Raw genomic sequence first — 15,309 nt, forward strand, 5'->3', positions numbered from 1 at the left:
AAGCGAAGGAAATTTCTATTGTGCAGTCAAATAATGATCGAGTATGAGCAGAAGAATTGATCGGGACGTAGCGCAGCCTGGTAGCGCACACGCTTGGGGTGCGTGTGGTCGCGGGTTCAAATCCCGCCGTCCCGACATTAATTTCTGATTAAAGTACAGGCGGTGTTCCCAACCGCTCGAGGTCCGAGAGGACCCGGGCTCCGACTCGTTTCACTTTCATTGGAGGGTTGAACAGGAGCAGGTAGTGACGTCGGACCCAGATCGGCTGGTCTGGCATCGGTTACAGAAATACCGGTGGTCGCCGTTGGCTGGACCCTGCCGGCAGAGGGATTCCGGTCATCCGAATCACAAACCGCACCGACGGTATCCATATCGACATCGAGCTGGTCCCTATTAGCCATTAACGGGCAGTTGTCGTTCGCATCCGCAATATCATCATTATCATCATCGGTGTCACAGGTATCCCCTTCTCTGTCGTTGTCCTGATTCTCCTGAGACAAGTTCGGCATCGTCGGGCAATTATCCCGATCATCCGCTACCGTATCGCTATCACGATCCCCGTCACAGAGATCACCGATACCATCTTTGTCGAGATCCTCTTGAACCTGATTGGCGGCAAAGGGACAGTTATCATTAGGATCCAAAATCCTGTCATTGTCATCATCAGGGTCGCAGAGATCCCCTCCATCGGCAGCGCCATCCATGTTGACTTGATCACGGTTTGCGACACGTGGACAGTTATCCGGTTCATCAAGAACCGTATCGTTGTCATCATCGGTATCACAGGCATCGCCACCATCGGAATCACGATCCGTATTCAGCTGGTTATCATTCGACAACAGTCGACAGTTGTCAGTGAGATTGGGAACCCCATCACCATCCATATCGTCATCACACTCATCTCCTGCACCATCTCCATCGGCATCGAGTTGTTCGGCGTTCCGAATCAGAGGACAATTATCGACCCGAATCTCTTCAACCATATCCCCATCGACATCACCATCGCAGGGATCCCCCTGTCCGTCACCATCGGTGTCCGTTTGGTCTGCAGATAATTCGAACGAGATAGGGCAATTGTCGGACTTGTCAGAAATAGTATCATCATCGTCATCATCATCACAGGCATTCCCTAATCCGTCACCATCCGTATCGGTTTGGAGAGGATCAAAATTTAGTGGACAGAGATCCGGACGATTATCAGGAACCGTGTCATTATCATCATCACTGTCGCAGGCATTACCACTCCCATCTGTATCGGTATCCAACTGATCTTCATTCGCGGCGAACGGACAATTATCCTGACCTCCGGTCTTACTCAGGCTACAACCAAAAATCTCCTCTGTCCGACTGCAGATCCCGTCGTTGTCGTCGTCTGGGTCGCAAAGATCCCCTTGACTATCGTCATCAAGATTCGACTGGTCGGCATTGGCAGCGTCGGGACAATTATCCATACCATCCAGATCACCATCATTATCGCGATCATCGGCCAGGAAACGAGCGACGAGGAAATCGGAATCACTTGTCTGAGTATTGAGACGCGATCCTGCCAGCACAATCTTATGATCCGGCCCAATCCCAAGAACCGGACTATCATTAGTAACAATAGAGGTCTCAAGAACCATCCCACTCCCGGAAGTGGGTCTGCCAAAGGATGAATGAAACGAACCGTTTTCGTTGAAGACAGCGAATGAAGGATTAATGTCTCTTGATCGACCACTGACAACAACGGAATGATCGGCGCGAATTTTGATATCTGAAGCGTAGATAAATTGTGACAGAAAAACAGGCATTCCACTGTTAAATGACGGATCTGGCTCCAGTGTCATATTCAGGGAAAAACGGGCAATCACCGCTTCACCCTCTGGGGAAGTTGCGGTCGTACTCCTTCCACTCACAACCAGATTTCCATTCCTGTCCAGAACCATCGCGAGGATCCGGTCATAATTTCCGGAGCCGGTGTCCGATGTCGCTCGACCTGTACCAGCTTGAAAATCTGAGCAGGGCAAACCATCAGCCCCTTGGAAACAAGCAACGGCAAAATCATCGTCCGTCGTTGATGAACCTCCACTCCAATGAGTCACACTGGCCAATCCGCCCAGATAAATCTTGCCATTCGCCGTAAGAGCCATCGCGAATGTCTGATCGGTTGATCCAAAATTCGCGAAGGCAACGCCATCCCCACTAAAACCAGGATCGGGTGAACCTGCGCTTAATTCAGGCGTACCTTCAGAGAGGTAACGCGCTACACAGAAATCACCATTACAGGTTCCCGCCGCGAGGATCTTTCCTGAGTTGTCAACGGTACAGGCATTAAAGGTATCAACACCCGATGTGGGGTTTGCTGTCACACAACCATTTGAACCAAAGGTCGTATCAAGACTCCAGGAACCAGGAAGGTTAAAACGACAGATCTTCCCACCTAAGGAAGAGGAGCCACAGGCAATGAGCTTCCCATCACTCTGATAAGCAAGCCCCCTTAAGGTATCTCCCGTCGAGTCGGGCAACAGATGCGTTGTCACGAAGCTGGGATCGCCATTCCGATTCACACTGTAGAATGCCCAGCGGCGGAGACTACTCCTGATCATTTCCCCACCAACGATATAACCATTCAAATCACCGTTCGAGGCAAGGTCGAGGATCATCGCCCTCGCTGCATCTGACGTACTACCGGCATCGGCGGTCCAAATCCCATCGGTATCAAAACTCGCATCACGATCCCCCGGCACTGGAGGGGCGGCATAAGAGGCTTCTGGAATCATCAGGGTGGCAAGGAGGAAAAAAACAAGAACCCTATTTGTCTTCATGCTCACCCCTTAAGTGCATTTCTCATGCCAGAATCGCCATCGGATTTTTATTGCTAACCATTTGATTTATAAAGATATAGTAAATATTCTCGTCGGAAGTTATTATCATTCTGAGAATAAATTCTCAATTTGATAACGTTTTCTTGCAGAGGGTTTATGCCTTATTTAAGGCGGCCTTCAGGACCTGGCTCGGTCGAAAGGTTAAAACCGATCGTGCGGAGATCTCGATCTCCTGCCCTGTCTGTGGATTTCGCCCAATACGCGGTCGTTTTTGACGGACGACAAAATTGCCAAAACCGGAGATCTTTATCTTTTCACCACGCTGAAGTGTTTCCTTCATGGTATTCAGGACCAATTCCACCACCTCGGCGGATTCCTTCTTGGAAAAACCAATCTTTGTATAAACACTCTCAATAATCTCCGCCTTGGTCATGGTCGATTCTTGATTCGTTGTCTCATCTAATGTCTGCATGGAATTCCCTCCTTAAAGATTCTATGATTCTTTGCCACGCCTTCTGAATCTCCTCTTCTATCAAGGTCTTATCTTGCCCCAAGAAGAGGGAAAAGGCGAGACTTTTTTTGCCCTTCGGAATCTGCTCCCCTTCATAAAGATCAAACAAGAGGACCTTCTTGACCAGGTTTTCAGACTGACTTTCCAGAAATTGTTTGATTTGACCTGATGGAATAGTCCCATCAACCAGCAAGGCAAGATCCCTCTGAACCTGAGGGACCTTAGAAAAGGATTGGAAATGGACCTCCGACATCAGCCCCTCCACCAAACGATCCCATAACACCTCAAAAAGAAAGAGGGGTGACTTCAGATTAAAATGCTCAAGCACCTTGGGATGCACTTCACCCAAAAAACCGATCTTTTCCCCATTTCTGGAGACAGAAGCGGACCCTCCAGGAAGAAGCGATGAAAATTCGTCTCTCTGAAATTCAAGCCGAACCCCCAGATGATTGCCAAGCGATTCCAGAAAACCCTTGATGTCAAAAAAATCAGACCGGCGCTGTTCATACCACGCAGGTGTCCGTTCTGAACTGATCACGGCAGCCAACGATCGCCTCTCTTCCTTCCCCCCTTCTTTCCGACGATAGATGGTCCGAAGCTCGAACCCTCGAAACCCTGAGAGTTTATGCTGCTCATGATAGGCAGCTGTTTTTAAGAGCGAGGGGATCAAACTGGGTCGAAGCAGCGAATCTTCATAACCCAACGGATTCGCCAAAGGAACCGCCAGACCAAGAAGTGGAGGATCATATTCCAAATCCCGTGGCGAGACAAAAGAGAGATGGACGCATTCAAAGAATCCCTGATCGGCCATCCAGAGACGCGCCCTCTCCGTCAAATCACGATGAAATGAAAAAACGGGCGGTTCATTCAGAGGAGAAAGCGTCAGCGGGACCTTATCGTACCCCTCGAGACGCACAACCTCCTCTATCAAGTCGATCTCTTCCTGAACATCTCCCCGATAGGAAGGAACGAGCCATTGATTTTTTCCCTTTGGAATGAATCCAAGTCGACGAATCCTGGAACGAATCAGAGAGGGGGACCTCTGATCTCCAAGAAGGCGGGAAACAGACTCCGGCCTGAAAGAAATCTTTTTGGGGCGGAACTTTTCAACTTTTCTATCAACACAATCTGCACTCGACTCGCCGGAAGCGATCTGCCGAAAAAGATCGGTGGCCCTGTCCAGTGCCAAAGAAACAGCCTCGGGATCAACCCGTCGTTCAAACCGATAGGAAGATTCCGTCTGTATGCCAAGACGTCGTGCTGTCTTTCGAATGGTCGCGGGATGAAAAAAGGCGCTCTCCAGAGCGACATCGCTTGTCGAGGAGGAGACCTCGGAATAGGCCCCTCCCATAATTCCAGCAAGGGCGATCGGTCCTTTTGGGTCGGCGATCAAAAGATCACTCGATTCCAATTTGTATTTTTTGCCATCGAGCGCCTCAAACTCCTCGTCCGGCGTCGCATAACGAATGATGATTTTGGAACCAATTTTCTGTAGATCAAAGGCATGCAGGGGTTGTCCTAGTTCCAGCAGGACGTAATTCGTGACATCGACAACATTATTAATCGATCGGAGGCCAGACTGGACCAGACGACGACGCATCCATTCAGGGGAAGGGGCTACTTTCAAATTCCGGATCACGCGAACCATGTATCGCAGACAACCCTTTTTTGCGCGAAGATCCAGATCGAGCACGCCTTTTGTTCTGACCAATGACGTCTCTCTCCTCTGCTTGAGAGAAACTGGAATCCCCTTCCGTCCCAAAAGTGCAGCGACTTCTCGGGCGATCCCGCGGATCGAGAGGCAATCGCCACGATTTGGCATCACAGCAACATCCAAAACCTGATCCCCCTCACTCTCGGAAATCCCCTCCACCTCAAAACCGGCAAGGGTCAACTTTTCAGCCAACTTTTCGGCAGGAAGCGAAAAAGAAACGAACTCTTTAAGCCACGAAATGGGAACCTTCATCGAAATTGCTCCAAAAATCGAAGATCATTTTCGTAAAACATCCGGATATCCGGAATCCTAAGCTTCAGCATCGCCAATCGCTCAATACCGAGACCAAAGGCAAAGCCGGTCACTTTTTTGGGATCATAGCAAACCTTTCGAAAGACATTCGGATGGACCATCCCGCAACCAAGCACCTCAAGCCAACCTTTTCCCTCCCACCAGACATCGACCTCGGCAGAGGGCTCCGTGAACGGAAAGTAGCTGGGGCGGAATCGTATCCGGTTTTTTTTCTGGAAAAACCGATCCAGAAAATAGCTCAGGGTCCCCTTCAGGTCCGAAAATCGGATCCCCTCTCCCACCACAAGCCCCTCCACCTGATGAAACATCGGTGAATGGGAGATATCGGAGTCGCGTCGATAGACGACACCTGGCGCGATCATCCGTATCGGTGGCTTCTGTTTTTCCATGACATGGATTTGAACGGGAGAGGTGTGGGTACGAAGAAGTAGGGGCGATCCCGCGCGCGGGGTCGCCCCTACATTATCTATATAAAATGTATCCTGCATATCTCGGGCGGGGTGATCGGGAGGGATATTCAACGCCTCAAAGTTATAATAATCAGTTTCGATCTCAGGCCCCTCATGGACAGAAAAGCCCATGGAGACAAATATTTTTTCTACCTCCCGAAGTGTCATCGAAATGGGATGCAGAGAACCAGCCGGTGTGGTTCGGCCCGGAAGGGTGACATCAATCATCCTTTCACGAATCTTTTTCTCCTGGGCCTCTTGTTTTAACGATTCAAGCCTTTCGCGGCAGGCATTTTCGATCAAATCTTTCAGCTTGTTTGCGGCTGACCCGACCACCGGACGCTCTTCGGGTGGAAGGGTCCTCAGATCTTGAAGAACTTGGGAGAGATGTCCCTTCTTGCCAAGGAATTGTGATTTAACATCCAGCAACTCCTGAAGAGAATGGACGTTTTGAATCTCATGAGCAAAGCGTTCTTCGACTGTCTTGAGGTCCATGGGATCTTAATGCGAAGCGACTTCAACAATTTTTCGAAATGCCTGCGGATCATGGATCGCCAATTCCGACAACATCTTGCGATTGATCTGGATATTCGCCTTCGAAAGGCGTCCCATCAATTGTGAATAGGAAACCCCCAAATCCTTCGCAGCAGCCCCGATTCGTGTCACCCACAGATTACGAAACTCTCTCTTGCGCACCTTGCGATGCTTGTAGGCGAACCTCTGGGCGCGCTTCACCGTCTCAATAGCAGAACGGATAAGGCGGGATCGTCCCCCACGAAATCCGGAAGCAGCCTTTAAAACCTTTTTTCTTCGTTGGCGGGTTTTGAATCCACCTTTTGCTCTAGGCATAGGGTAACAACCTCCTTATCTCGGCCTGATCGGATCGATGAACAAGCGCTCCACGACGAAGCTGCCTCTTCCTCTTCTTCAATTTTGACGTCATAATATGACGAAGAAATGAATGACGTCGCTTGAACTTTCCATTTCCAGTCTTTTTAAACCGCTTATGCGCGGCCCGATTTGTTTTAAGTTTCGGCATCTCTTCTCCTCTTTATGCTGGCGCCAGTATCATAACCATCATTCTCCCCTCCATCATCGGCGGTGATTCGACAGTCGCCTTGCCTTTCACTGTTTCCAGGACACGATCCATTAACGTCCTTCCATGGATCTTATACTCAAGCTCTCTTCCTCGAAAAACGACGGTCACTTTGGCCTTGTTCCCTTCTTCGAGAAACCGCTGAATGTGTCTCATCTTAAATTGAAAGTCGTGCTCGTCCGTCATCGGACGCATCTTCACCTCTTTTAAATGCACAACCGTCTGTTTCTTCTTCGCCTCATGCTCCTTTTTCTTCTGCAAGTACTTATACTTTCCATAATCCATGATCTTGCAGACAGGTGGTTTTGCTGTCGGTGAAATCTCAACAAGGTCCAGCTCGGCCTCCTGGGCCAATTTCAGTGCCTCCTCAAGTTTCACAACTCCCAGTTGACTTCCATTATTGTCAATCAGCCGGATCTCCGGGATACGGATCCGGCGATTTACTCTTAACTCCTTAATACGAAATCACCTCCTCGATTTAATCTCTTCCTGGATATGGGTTATAAACTGATCAAGACTCATACTGCCTAAATCACCAGACCTTCTCGATCGCACACTTAAGGTGGAAGATGCAACCTCCTTCTTCCCTAAAACCACCATATAAGGCACCTTCTGAAGCTCTGAATCACGGATCTTACCACCCAACTTTTCATTACGCACGTCTAATTCAACACGTATCCCCCCTGATTTTAGCTCGGAAACGACCTTCTCCGCATAAGGGATCTGATCTTCAGCGATCGTGATCACATTCACCTGGACAGGTGATAGCCAAAGCGGAAAGGCCCCTGCATAATGTTCGATGAGGACCCCAAAAAACCTTTCCAAAGAACCGAGGAGGGCCCGATGAACCATAATCGGCTGGGTCCGCACACCGTTTTCAGCGACATAGGTTAACTCAAAACGTTTCGGGAGATTAAAATCGATCTGGATTGTCGAACATTGCCAAGCACGATCGAGGAGATCTTTGATTTTAATGTCAATCTTCGGTCCATAAAAGACCCCCTCTCCCGGATCGACCTGATACGGTATTTTTTTTGATTCGAGCCCCTTTTTGAGGGCACTGGTCGCCCTCTCCCAGTCTTCATCGGATCCGACAGACTTTTCAGGGCGCGTCGAGAGCATGACTTCATAATCTTTGAATCCGAAAGTAGCCAACATCGACAAGGTAAAATCAAGAACTTGAGCAACCTCCTGCTCCAGCTGGTCCGGTCGACAAAAAATATGGGCGTCATCCTGCGTAAACCCACGAACCCTCAGCAGACCGTGCAGGACCCCGGAACGTTCGTAGCGATACACGGTCCCCAGTTCTGCCCATCGGAACGGCAACTCCCTGTAACTCCGCAAGCGACTCTGAAATATCTTGATATGAAAGGGGCAATTCATCGGTTTCAACTGGTAATCCACCTCATCGATCATCATCGGCCCATAGAGATAATCTTTATAAAAATCGAGATGCCCGGAGGTCCGCCAAAGATCACGTTTTGCTATATGGGGTGTGAAAAGGATCTCGTATCCCCCCTGCAGGTGACGCTCCCTCCAGAAATCCTCGATCACCTTTCGAATCCTCGCACCCTTAGGATGCCACAGCACAAGCCCGGCCCCTTCATCATCCATCGTACTGAAAAGATCCAGTTCCTTTCCCAATTTTCGATGATCTCGCGCCTCGGCTTCATGCAAACGATGAAGGTACTGATCAAGCTCTTCCTGCTTCAAAAAAGCGGTTCCATAAATTCTTTGAAGCCTTTCCCGCTTTTCATCGCCTCGCCAATACGAGCCGGCGACATTCAGAAGTTTAAAAACCTTGAGCTCCCCTGTTTTTTCAACATGAGGCCCCTTGCAGAGGTCGATCCAATCGCCATGTTGGTAGCAACTGATTTCCTCTCCCACGGGAAGACCTTCGATGATCTCTACCTTAAATTTCTCCCCTTTTTTCCGGAACAGTTCGATCGCCTCCGCACGACTCATCACCTTTCGCTGAAACGGAGAATTTTTCTCGGCGATCTCCCTCATCTTCTTCTCGATTTTTTCCAGGTCTTCAGGGGTAAACGGGCGGGAAACATCAAAGTCGTAGAAGAATCCCTCCGGGATGACGGGACCAATCGTCACCTTTGTGCCAGGGAAAAGGGCCTGAACGGCAGACGCCATGATATGCGCGGCCGAATGCCGAAGTTTTTCTAACGGATCATTCTCATGTCCTGGACGACAGACCATAATAGTACCTCTAGTTTGCCTCCCCTTGTCGGTCTTCCTCGACACGTGTCGCTCGCCCTCTCAAGGCCGGGCTCGCGCACTCCCTCTCATCCCGCTCATTATCACAGGCCTTTGTAGAGCGGGACTCCGAGAGGTCTCGATTGACCACCAAGGGTTCGGCAAACTTAGTCAAAATATATCTGGAACCCAACACTGTATGGGCGCGACAGGGTTCGAACCTGTGACCCCTTCCATGTCAAGGAAGTACTCTAACCAACTGAGCTACGCGCCCGCGTAACTTCTCGAAAAACTTTGGATTTTTAATTGAATCGGTTTCGAGGTGTCAAGCGTTATAAGAGTCTCGGGATGATCAGGGCGGGGTCAACTGTCCGCGCAGGATAATTTTCGAGGCTTGATTTGTGGTTTGAGTCGTTGTCGTCGAGCCTCCTGTTGCTGTGCCCCCCCCTTCAGTCGTTGGACTGGCGGAGGGACTCGAGGTGGTCGCGCTGACAGAATCCGATGTCGCCGCATCACCGGTATCACCTGATTCTGCCGTCGCAGGATCAAAGTCAAAAACAGCCTCCTCTGTCGACGGGGCTTTGGAAGAGAGACCCTTTTCCCAAAGATCCATAGAGGCGGCGCAACCTGTTGTCAGTGCAATCGCCAATGTGATCAGCACCAATTTAATTTTTTTAATGATCACGGCCGTCCCCTCCCTTCTGGTGGTCCCCTTCTCCCCTCTCCTTCATCATCATTACCGGCAGGAGGCGATGGTTGTGGAGCTGGTGGTGTGGGGGTGGTATCAGCATCATCGAGCAGTTGATCGACAGGATCAATATCGTCCAGGCAGTCTCTTTCTCCCCCGTCTCCGTTCCCTGCCCCCCTGCCTCGACGACATTCACGAACCGATTCATCATGACGATCCAATTCATCTAAAAATTCGTCAGGGTCTGAAAGAAGTTCATCCTCGCTCTCCTGATCCATCTCTCCATCCCCCACTGAATCTGCCAGATAATTGGCAATCAGCCAGGCATCTTCCGAGTCTTCGAGATGATCGTGAACCTCAGGGGCTATATTGATAAAAAGGTCCCCAAGCTCTTGAAGCTGCTCATCGGATAACTCCCCTTCCTCGAGGGACAGTTCACCAACAAGCTCAAGGGCGGCATCAAAATGACCTCGGGAAAAATCGACCTCCATCGCCTGCTCGATAACCCCTAAAAGAACATGCTGATTCATTTCATTCGTGAAAAGGGCCGGTTCCTCTTCCTCCATCCCCTCTTCGATCAGATCCTCAACAATCTCGAAGGCACGATCGCCATTCTGAAGATGGTTGTCACTCAGGCTCTGGACCGTCTGCACCGCCGCATCGATCCATCCAGAATCCTCCTTCATCTTTTCAAAAACCTCTCCCTCGTCACAAAGTCCCGTGGCGGCAAATTGGGCAATCCGACGCGTCACTTCTTGAGCCTGATCAAGGCGTGCCCTGATGATTGTCGCATTATAATCACAATGCGATTCAACATCCTGAGAGAGAGACTCGATCGTTTCACTGCTGAGGCTCCCCTCCCGGATCGCCGAGATGAGATCTTGATAGCTGGAAAAACCATACAGAGAGGGACTCAGGTTTTCCTTGATCAAGCATTTCACGACATCCTTGGCAGCCCCCATCCCTCCTTCAATAGTGGTCACCTCACGAGAGGCGCTTGTATAGAAACGATCCATAAAGGAGACAAAACAGGCAGGTTCGAAATCACGGATCGTCTGCATCCCATTTTCGTCAAGGTGGTCTTTCAACATTTCAAGGGCGATTGTCTGCTCGGTATCGATCTCACCGGCCTGAACCTCTTCCTCACCATCCTCAAACTGTTGCTCATCGTAATCGGTCTCATAAAACATCCCGTAGGTAACGGTCTGGCAATAGGCCTGAATCGCGACGCGGAGTTTTGATCTCTGGTCCGGATCCGCTATCTTCAACGGATCACATTCAATCGCGAACGCCTCCCCTTCACGAATCGTGACCCGTCCGCATTCCTCACCGGTCAGAAAATTTGTCGCGATAACAACACACTCCTCCTGAGTTTCAATCGTTTCATCCCCTCCATCACAATCCTCCGCACAAACCCCCTCCTCCGACGGGGCACAAGTCCCGTCACCGCAGACCGGTTCCGGTTCCCCATCATCATCCGTGATCGTCGCCGTCACGATGCTGCCGGTAAGATTCGCGTTCTCGACATCCAGAATTCTCACCGTAAAACTCTCCATCTCTTCCTCAATCTCGTCATCAACCAACTCGATCGAAAATGTCGCGCTCGTCTCTCCAGATTCTATCCTGATCTCACCCAGATCCGGTGCGAAGTCCAAGGCCATCCGTGCCGTCCCATCGGTAACCGCCTCCCAACGAAACCGAACATCGGAAAGGCTCGTCTCGGAGACCGTCGCCGTAAAAATGATCGTACCATCGCTCTCCGAGGCGCTGGCATTAGTGACAGTCAGGGTTCTCGTTCCATCATTGTCGGTAATCGTACCGATCCCCTCCCCATCGGCAATTGTCGCATTGAACGGATTGGTCAAACGAATCGAAAAGGTTTCAGCCTCTTCTGGCAAAATTCCGAAAATCATTGAGACGATATCATCCAGGACAGGAACCGTAATTGTCTTGTTCGTCTCACCTGGAGAAAAAACCAATTGCCCTATTGCAGGGGCATAGTCGAAGGTTACCAGGGCGGTTCCATCCACGGTCTCATAGTCAACCATCACAGTCTCCTCGTGAGGTTGAGAAAGGGTGACTGTAAAGGCGAGCGTCCTTGTGGCCTCCAGAGGATCTTCGGTCTCTCCTCCTGAAGCATCGCTAATCGAGAGGGTCGGCAACGGACCGTCATTGTCCCGGATCGTCGCCACTCCCCTGTCATCTGAGATAGTCGCATGCAGCGGCTCGCTTAAGACAACCTCAAAAACCTCATCTGACTCAGGGATCGAACCGTCAAGGATCGGGATATAAACAGGAACAGAGGTCTCTCCCGGCTCAATCGACTGAACAAAATCTCGCGCCAGAAAATCGACATCCTCCATGGCGTTGATCCCGTTCGTCGTGACTCGAAAACGGACATATCTCGCACTCGGTTCCGAGAGTGAGACGGTAAACGCAACACTATCGTCCACTTCATCAAAGGTCAGATCGTTAATGGATAGGGTCGGTTCGGGACTGCTGTCCTGGATAACAGCATCACCAAAATCATCCGCCACAGTCGCATTCACCGCACCGGCGAGATAAATAAAAAAGACCTCATCCTCTTCGTCGATCGCATCACCCCACACGGCGACAGAAACTGTCTTGACCGTTTCTCCCGGATCAAATGTCACTGTCCCGTTAAAACTCTCGAAATCAACACCGGGAACGGCATCATTATAATCCTCATTATAATCAACCGTAACCGTCTGTTCGCTGGGACGTGAAAGGGTTATCGTAAAGGTGCCGGTTGCCTGGCCACCCTCGCCAGGCTCCGGGATGGCAATATCATTCACCCTGATCTCAGGACCGGAGTCATTGTCGATAATCGTCCCACTTCCGATCGAATCGACGATTGTGGCATTGACAGGATTTGAAAGTTCTATTTCAAAGCTCTCTTCTCCCTCGACAAGCAGATCACCGGAGATCCAGACGCTCACCGTTTTGCTGGTTTCACCGGGGGCAAAAGAGACTGTTCCGGTGAGAACCGCTCCCTCGGCAATATAGTCATCACCTGCCGTTGTCGACCCATCACGAATCTCATAGTCCACGGTCACTGCCATGGAACGAGCAGTTGAAAGAGTGACCGTGAAAGTTTCAGGGCCGATGTCATCAAAAACAGAATCTGTCTCTATGGCAGAGATATCATCAACAGAGAGCTCATAGAGGCCACTGCGGTATTTAGCCAAAGAAGGACTCCCCGAGGGGCCAACATTAACGACCGACACCGATAAACCGGCGACCAGAATCCCCCCATCACCCTGAAACACAATCGCCCGACCGTCGTCCCCTTTGCTGCTACCCTCCCAGACAAAATCGGTCCTGACCTTTCCATCCCCACTGAAGGTTGGATCGAGGCTCCCGTCACTGTTGTATCGAAACAGCAAGAAATCGTCCTGTTGTGGCGAATCGGCATCGAACCGGCCGGCGACAAGAATTTTCCCATCAGGCTGAAGGGTCACCGCGTTACCGCTTAGAATCTCCGCTACCTTTGGTGTCTTGACGATGCCATCACTGTCAAATGAGGAATCGAGTCCCCCATCGTCACCAAGACGTGCGAGACTGATCCCCTGCATCCCGCCTCCGGAGTAAGATCCCATAACGACGATCTTTCCATCGGATTGAATGACGACATCTTTGGGCACATCATAGCTTTGATTATTGATGTCGATATAAACAGAGCCGTCTGAATCGAACGAAAGATCCGGCTTCCCGTCGGACAATAAACGGATCAGGTGATAATCGATCCCATTCCCATTGGAGTCACCACCACCAACACCGACGATTTTACCGTCAGGTTGAAGGGTCACCGCAGTCGCGATCTCATTTGTAGAGGAGAAGGCAAAAATCGCACGCCCATCTCCACTAAAAGTAGTATCAAGTTTTCCGTCCTCATTCAGGCGTGCAAAGGCATACGTCCCCGCCGGTGAATAGTTTGTCCATCCGACGAGGAGAATCTTCCCGTCGGGCTGAAACGCTAGATCATACGCCTGATTCCATCGGCCATCGTTTAATTTATGTTGGTTGACGTTCGTCGGCATCTTGGCGCCACTAAAAGAGTCGGTAACCAGGCCAGACGCCCCAAAGCTGTTATCCAGCGTTCCATCGGTATTGAGTCGCGCCACGGCAAAATTCTCATAGAGGTCCACCTGCACATCAACGAAACCACCAACAATAATCTTGCCGTCGTCCTGGATCACCACTCCTGTAGCGATTGAAGACCTTCCCGAAGTCACACTGCATTGGGTCCCGTTTTGCTTCAACTCGGGCTCTCCAAAATTCAGAGTCACCTTCCCCTGATCACCAAACGTGGTATCGAGGGTCCCATCGGCGTTGAACCTGGCAACCGCCATATCCTTCCAGATCCAGCCGTTCCCGTCGTTGAAACAACCGACGGTGCGCGAAACGGTTCCGACAACGACAATCTTGCCGTCCGACTGGAGGGCGATCTCTTCGACTGGAAAGCCCCGTGTATCGGATCCTGTAAAGGTGGTATGAACAAGGCCCTCTGTTCCAAACAGCGGATCGAGATCCCCCGGAGCTGCCCATGCTGAAGGGGAAATCAAAAAAAGAATAAATAAAGAGAGTCGTCTCCACATACCCAATGAGTGGTTAATGCAAAGGGCATGCCGGGGACGGTTTTAGTTATGAAAAATGAGTGATTACAATATATTGTCAGTCAAAGGAGGGTTTTATCACTTTAATAAAATTATCATTTTGATAATAAAAAGTGATAATAAAGACCCTACTCTGTAATCCCGTATTCCTTCATTTTATTGTACAAAGTCCGTGAGGTAATGCCGAGGATCTTGGCCGCCTTCCCATGATGTTTGTCTGAGCGACGCAACGCCTCGAGAATGACCTGCCGCTCCACAAGCCTTACCGTCTGCTGGGAAACCTCCATGAGCGGTCGATCATAGGTCACAGGAACCTTGACTTCGTGTATCTTCCCCTCCGTGGAATGAGGTTTTCCCAGAAAGGCAGCGGAAATTTTCCCGAGGACCTCTTCGAGGCGTTCTTTGATTTCCTGAAGCTCCAGATAAAGATTTTCAATAAAAACCTTCGGCTCTCCGTCAGTCACTTTCTCCTCCTCTTCAGATGGTGCTTCAAGAGTCTCTTTTTAGCCGCCCTTTTATAGGGGACAGGGTACAGCGCCGCAACAGGAATGGTTCGGGTCTGTTTTTTCCGATTGATCATCATGATATCAATATCCCCTGCCAATTCCCAAATAACCTGCCGGCACGCCCCACAGGGGGAGATGAATTCTTCTGTGTTCGCTGTCACCGCCAGCACCTTGAATCTTCTCTCACCCGCCGCAACCGCATGATAAAGCGCCCCTCGCTCCGCACAGATCGTGAGCGCATAACAACAGTTTTCCACATTCCCTGAGGAAAAAATCTTCCCCCCGCTCGTCAGAACCGCCGCTCCGACCTTGAGATTCGAATACGGGCTATAGGAGTTTCGTCTTGCGCGAAAAGCAGCCGCAATCAATCGATCTTTCATGAAA

General features: G+C 50.3%; 13 protein-coding genes and 2 tRNA genes. 1 reads left to right on the plus strand and 14 read right to left on the minus strand.

The features are described from left to right. Positions 1-61: 61 nt before the first annotated feature. Positions 62-135, plus strand: a tRNA-Pro gene (locus HYT76_09095). Positions 136-137: 2 nt separating this feature from the next. Here HYT76_09095 and HYT76_09100 read toward each other — a convergent pair. The 14 genes from HYT76_09100 to cdd form a co-directional block, all read right to left on the minus strand. Next, the gene (locus HYT76_09100; GenBank protein MBI2083702.1) at positions 138-2,804 is read right to left on the minus strand and encodes a thrombospondin type 3 repeat-containing protein; all 2,667 of its coding nucleotides are present in this window, start codon (positions 2,802-2,804) and stop codon (positions 138-140) included. Between the two features lie 154 nt (positions 2,805-2,958). Continuing rightward, on the minus strand, positions 2,959-3,237 hold the full coding sequence (locus HYT76_09105; protein ID MBI2083703.1) for an integration host factor subunit alpha: 279 nt from the start codon (positions 3,235-3,237) through the stop codon (positions 2,959-2,961). 22 nt (positions 3,238-3,259) lie between these two features. Continuing rightward, positions 3,260-5,281: a phenylalanine--tRNA ligase subunit beta gene (locus tag HYT76_09110; protein ID MBI2083704.1), complete on the minus strand. Its 2,022-nt coding sequence runs from the start codon at positions 5,279-5,281 to the stop codon at positions 3,260-3,262. Then, a complete protein-coding gene (gene pheS, locus HYT76_09115) occupies positions 5,278-6,285 on the minus strand; it encodes a phenylalanine--tRNA ligase subunit alpha (GenBank protein ID MBI2083705.1) in 1,008 nt (335 codons plus the stop codon). The genes HYT76_09110 and pheS overlap by 4 nt, the downstream gene beginning before the upstream one ends. 6 nt (positions 6,286-6,291) lie before the next feature. Further along, positions 6,292-6,639 carry a 50S ribosomal protein L20 gene (gene rplT, locus HYT76_09120; protein MBI2083706.1) on the minus strand — a complete coding sequence of 116 codons (348 nt, stop codon included), beginning with the start codon at positions 6,637-6,639 and terminating at the stop codon, positions 6,292-6,294. Then, positions 6,632-6,829: a 50S ribosomal protein L35 gene (rpmI, locus tag HYT76_09125; protein ID MBI2083707.1), complete on the minus strand. Its 198-nt coding sequence runs from the start codon at positions 6,827-6,829 to the stop codon at positions 6,632-6,634. The genes rplT and rpmI overlap by 8 nt, the downstream gene beginning before the upstream one ends. Before the next feature lie 12 nt (positions 6,830-6,841). Further along, complete coding sequence (locus HYT76_09130; protein MBI2083708.1) at positions 6,842-7,345, minus strand: translation initiation factor IF-3; 504 nt, start codon at positions 7,343-7,345, stop codon at positions 6,842-6,844. A 6-nt stretch (positions 7,346-7,351) separates the two neighbouring features. Next, positions 7,352-9,097 (minus strand): threonine--tRNA ligase, encoded by a 1,746-nt coding sequence (thrS, locus tag HYT76_09135; protein ID MBI2083709.1) that lies wholly within the window; start codon positions 9,095-9,097, stop codon positions 7,352-7,354. A gap of 10 nt (positions 9,098-9,107) precedes the next feature. Next, positions 9,108-9,248, minus strand: a complete 141-nt coding sequence (locus HYT76_09140; GenBank protein ID MBI2083710.1) for a hypothetical protein — start codon at positions 9,246-9,248, stop codon at positions 9,108-9,110. A 46-nt stretch (positions 9,249-9,294) separates the two neighbouring features. Continuing rightward, positions 9,295-9,368 (minus strand) — tRNA-Val (locus HYT76_09145). A gap of 78 nt (positions 9,369-9,446) precedes the next feature. Continuing rightward, positions 9,447-9,779: a hypothetical protein gene (locus HYT76_09150; protein MBI2083711.1), complete on the minus strand. Its 333-nt coding sequence runs from the start codon at positions 9,777-9,779 to the stop codon at positions 9,447-9,449. After that, a complete protein-coding gene (locus tag HYT76_09155) occupies positions 9,776-14,401 on the minus strand; it encodes a hypothetical protein (GenBank protein MBI2083712.1) in 4,626 nt (1,541 codons plus the stop codon). The genes HYT76_09150 and HYT76_09155 overlap by 4 nt, the downstream gene beginning before the upstream one ends. A gap of 146 nt (positions 14,402-14,547) precedes the next feature. Further along, positions 14,548-14,883 (minus strand): hypothetical protein, encoded by a 336-nt coding sequence (locus HYT76_09160; protein ID MBI2083713.1) that lies wholly within the window; start codon positions 14,881-14,883, stop codon positions 14,548-14,550. Further along, positions 14,880-15,305 carry a cytidine deaminase gene (cdd, locus tag HYT76_09165; GenBank protein ID MBI2083714.1) on the minus strand — a complete coding sequence of 142 codons (426 nt, stop codon included), beginning with the start codon at positions 15,303-15,305 and terminating at the stop codon, positions 14,880-14,882. Before cdd ends, HYT76_09160 begins: the two co-directional genes overlap by 4 nt. Between the last annotated feature and the right edge of the window lie 4 nt (positions 15,306-15,309).

Source organism: Deltaproteobacteria bacterium (genome assembly GCA_016180845.1).
Classification (GTDB): domain Bacteria; phylum UBA10199; class UBA10199; order JACPAL01; family JACPAL01; genus JACPAK01.

Coding starts and splice junctions, on each gene's coding strand:
- HYT76_09100 (MBI2083702.1), bottom strand. CDS start 2,804: ATGAAGACAAATAGGGTTCTTGTTTTTTTCCTCCTTGCCACCCTGATG.
- HYT76_09105 (MBI2083703.1), bottom strand. CDS start 3,237: ATGACCAAGGCGGAGATTATTGAGAGTGTTTATACAAAGATTGGTTTT.
- HYT76_09110 (MBI2083704.1), bottom strand. CDS start 5,281: ATGAAGGTTCCCATTTCGTGGCTTAAAGAGTTCGTTTCTTTTTCGCTT.
- pheS (MBI2083705.1), bottom strand. CDS start 6,285: ATGGACCTCAAGACAGTCGAAGAACGCTTTGCTCATGAGATTCAAAAC.
- rplT (MBI2083706.1), bottom strand. CDS start 6,639: ATGCCTAGAGCAAAAGGTGGATTCAAAACCCGCCAACGAAGAAAAAAG.
- rpmI (MBI2083707.1), bottom strand. CDS start 6,829: ATGCCGAAACTTAAAACAAATCGGGCCGCGCATAAGCGGTTTAAAAAG.
- thrS (MBI2083709.1), bottom strand. CDS start 9,097: ATGGTCTGTCGTCCAGGACATGAGAATGATCCGTTAGAAAAACTTCGG.
- HYT76_09155 (MBI2083712.1), bottom strand. CDS start 14,401: ATGTGGAGACGACTCTCTTTATTTATTCTTTTTTTGATTTCCCCTTCA.
- cdd (MBI2083714.1), bottom strand. CDS start 15,305: ATGAAAGATCGATTGATTGCGGCTGCTTTTCGCGCAAGACGAAACTCC.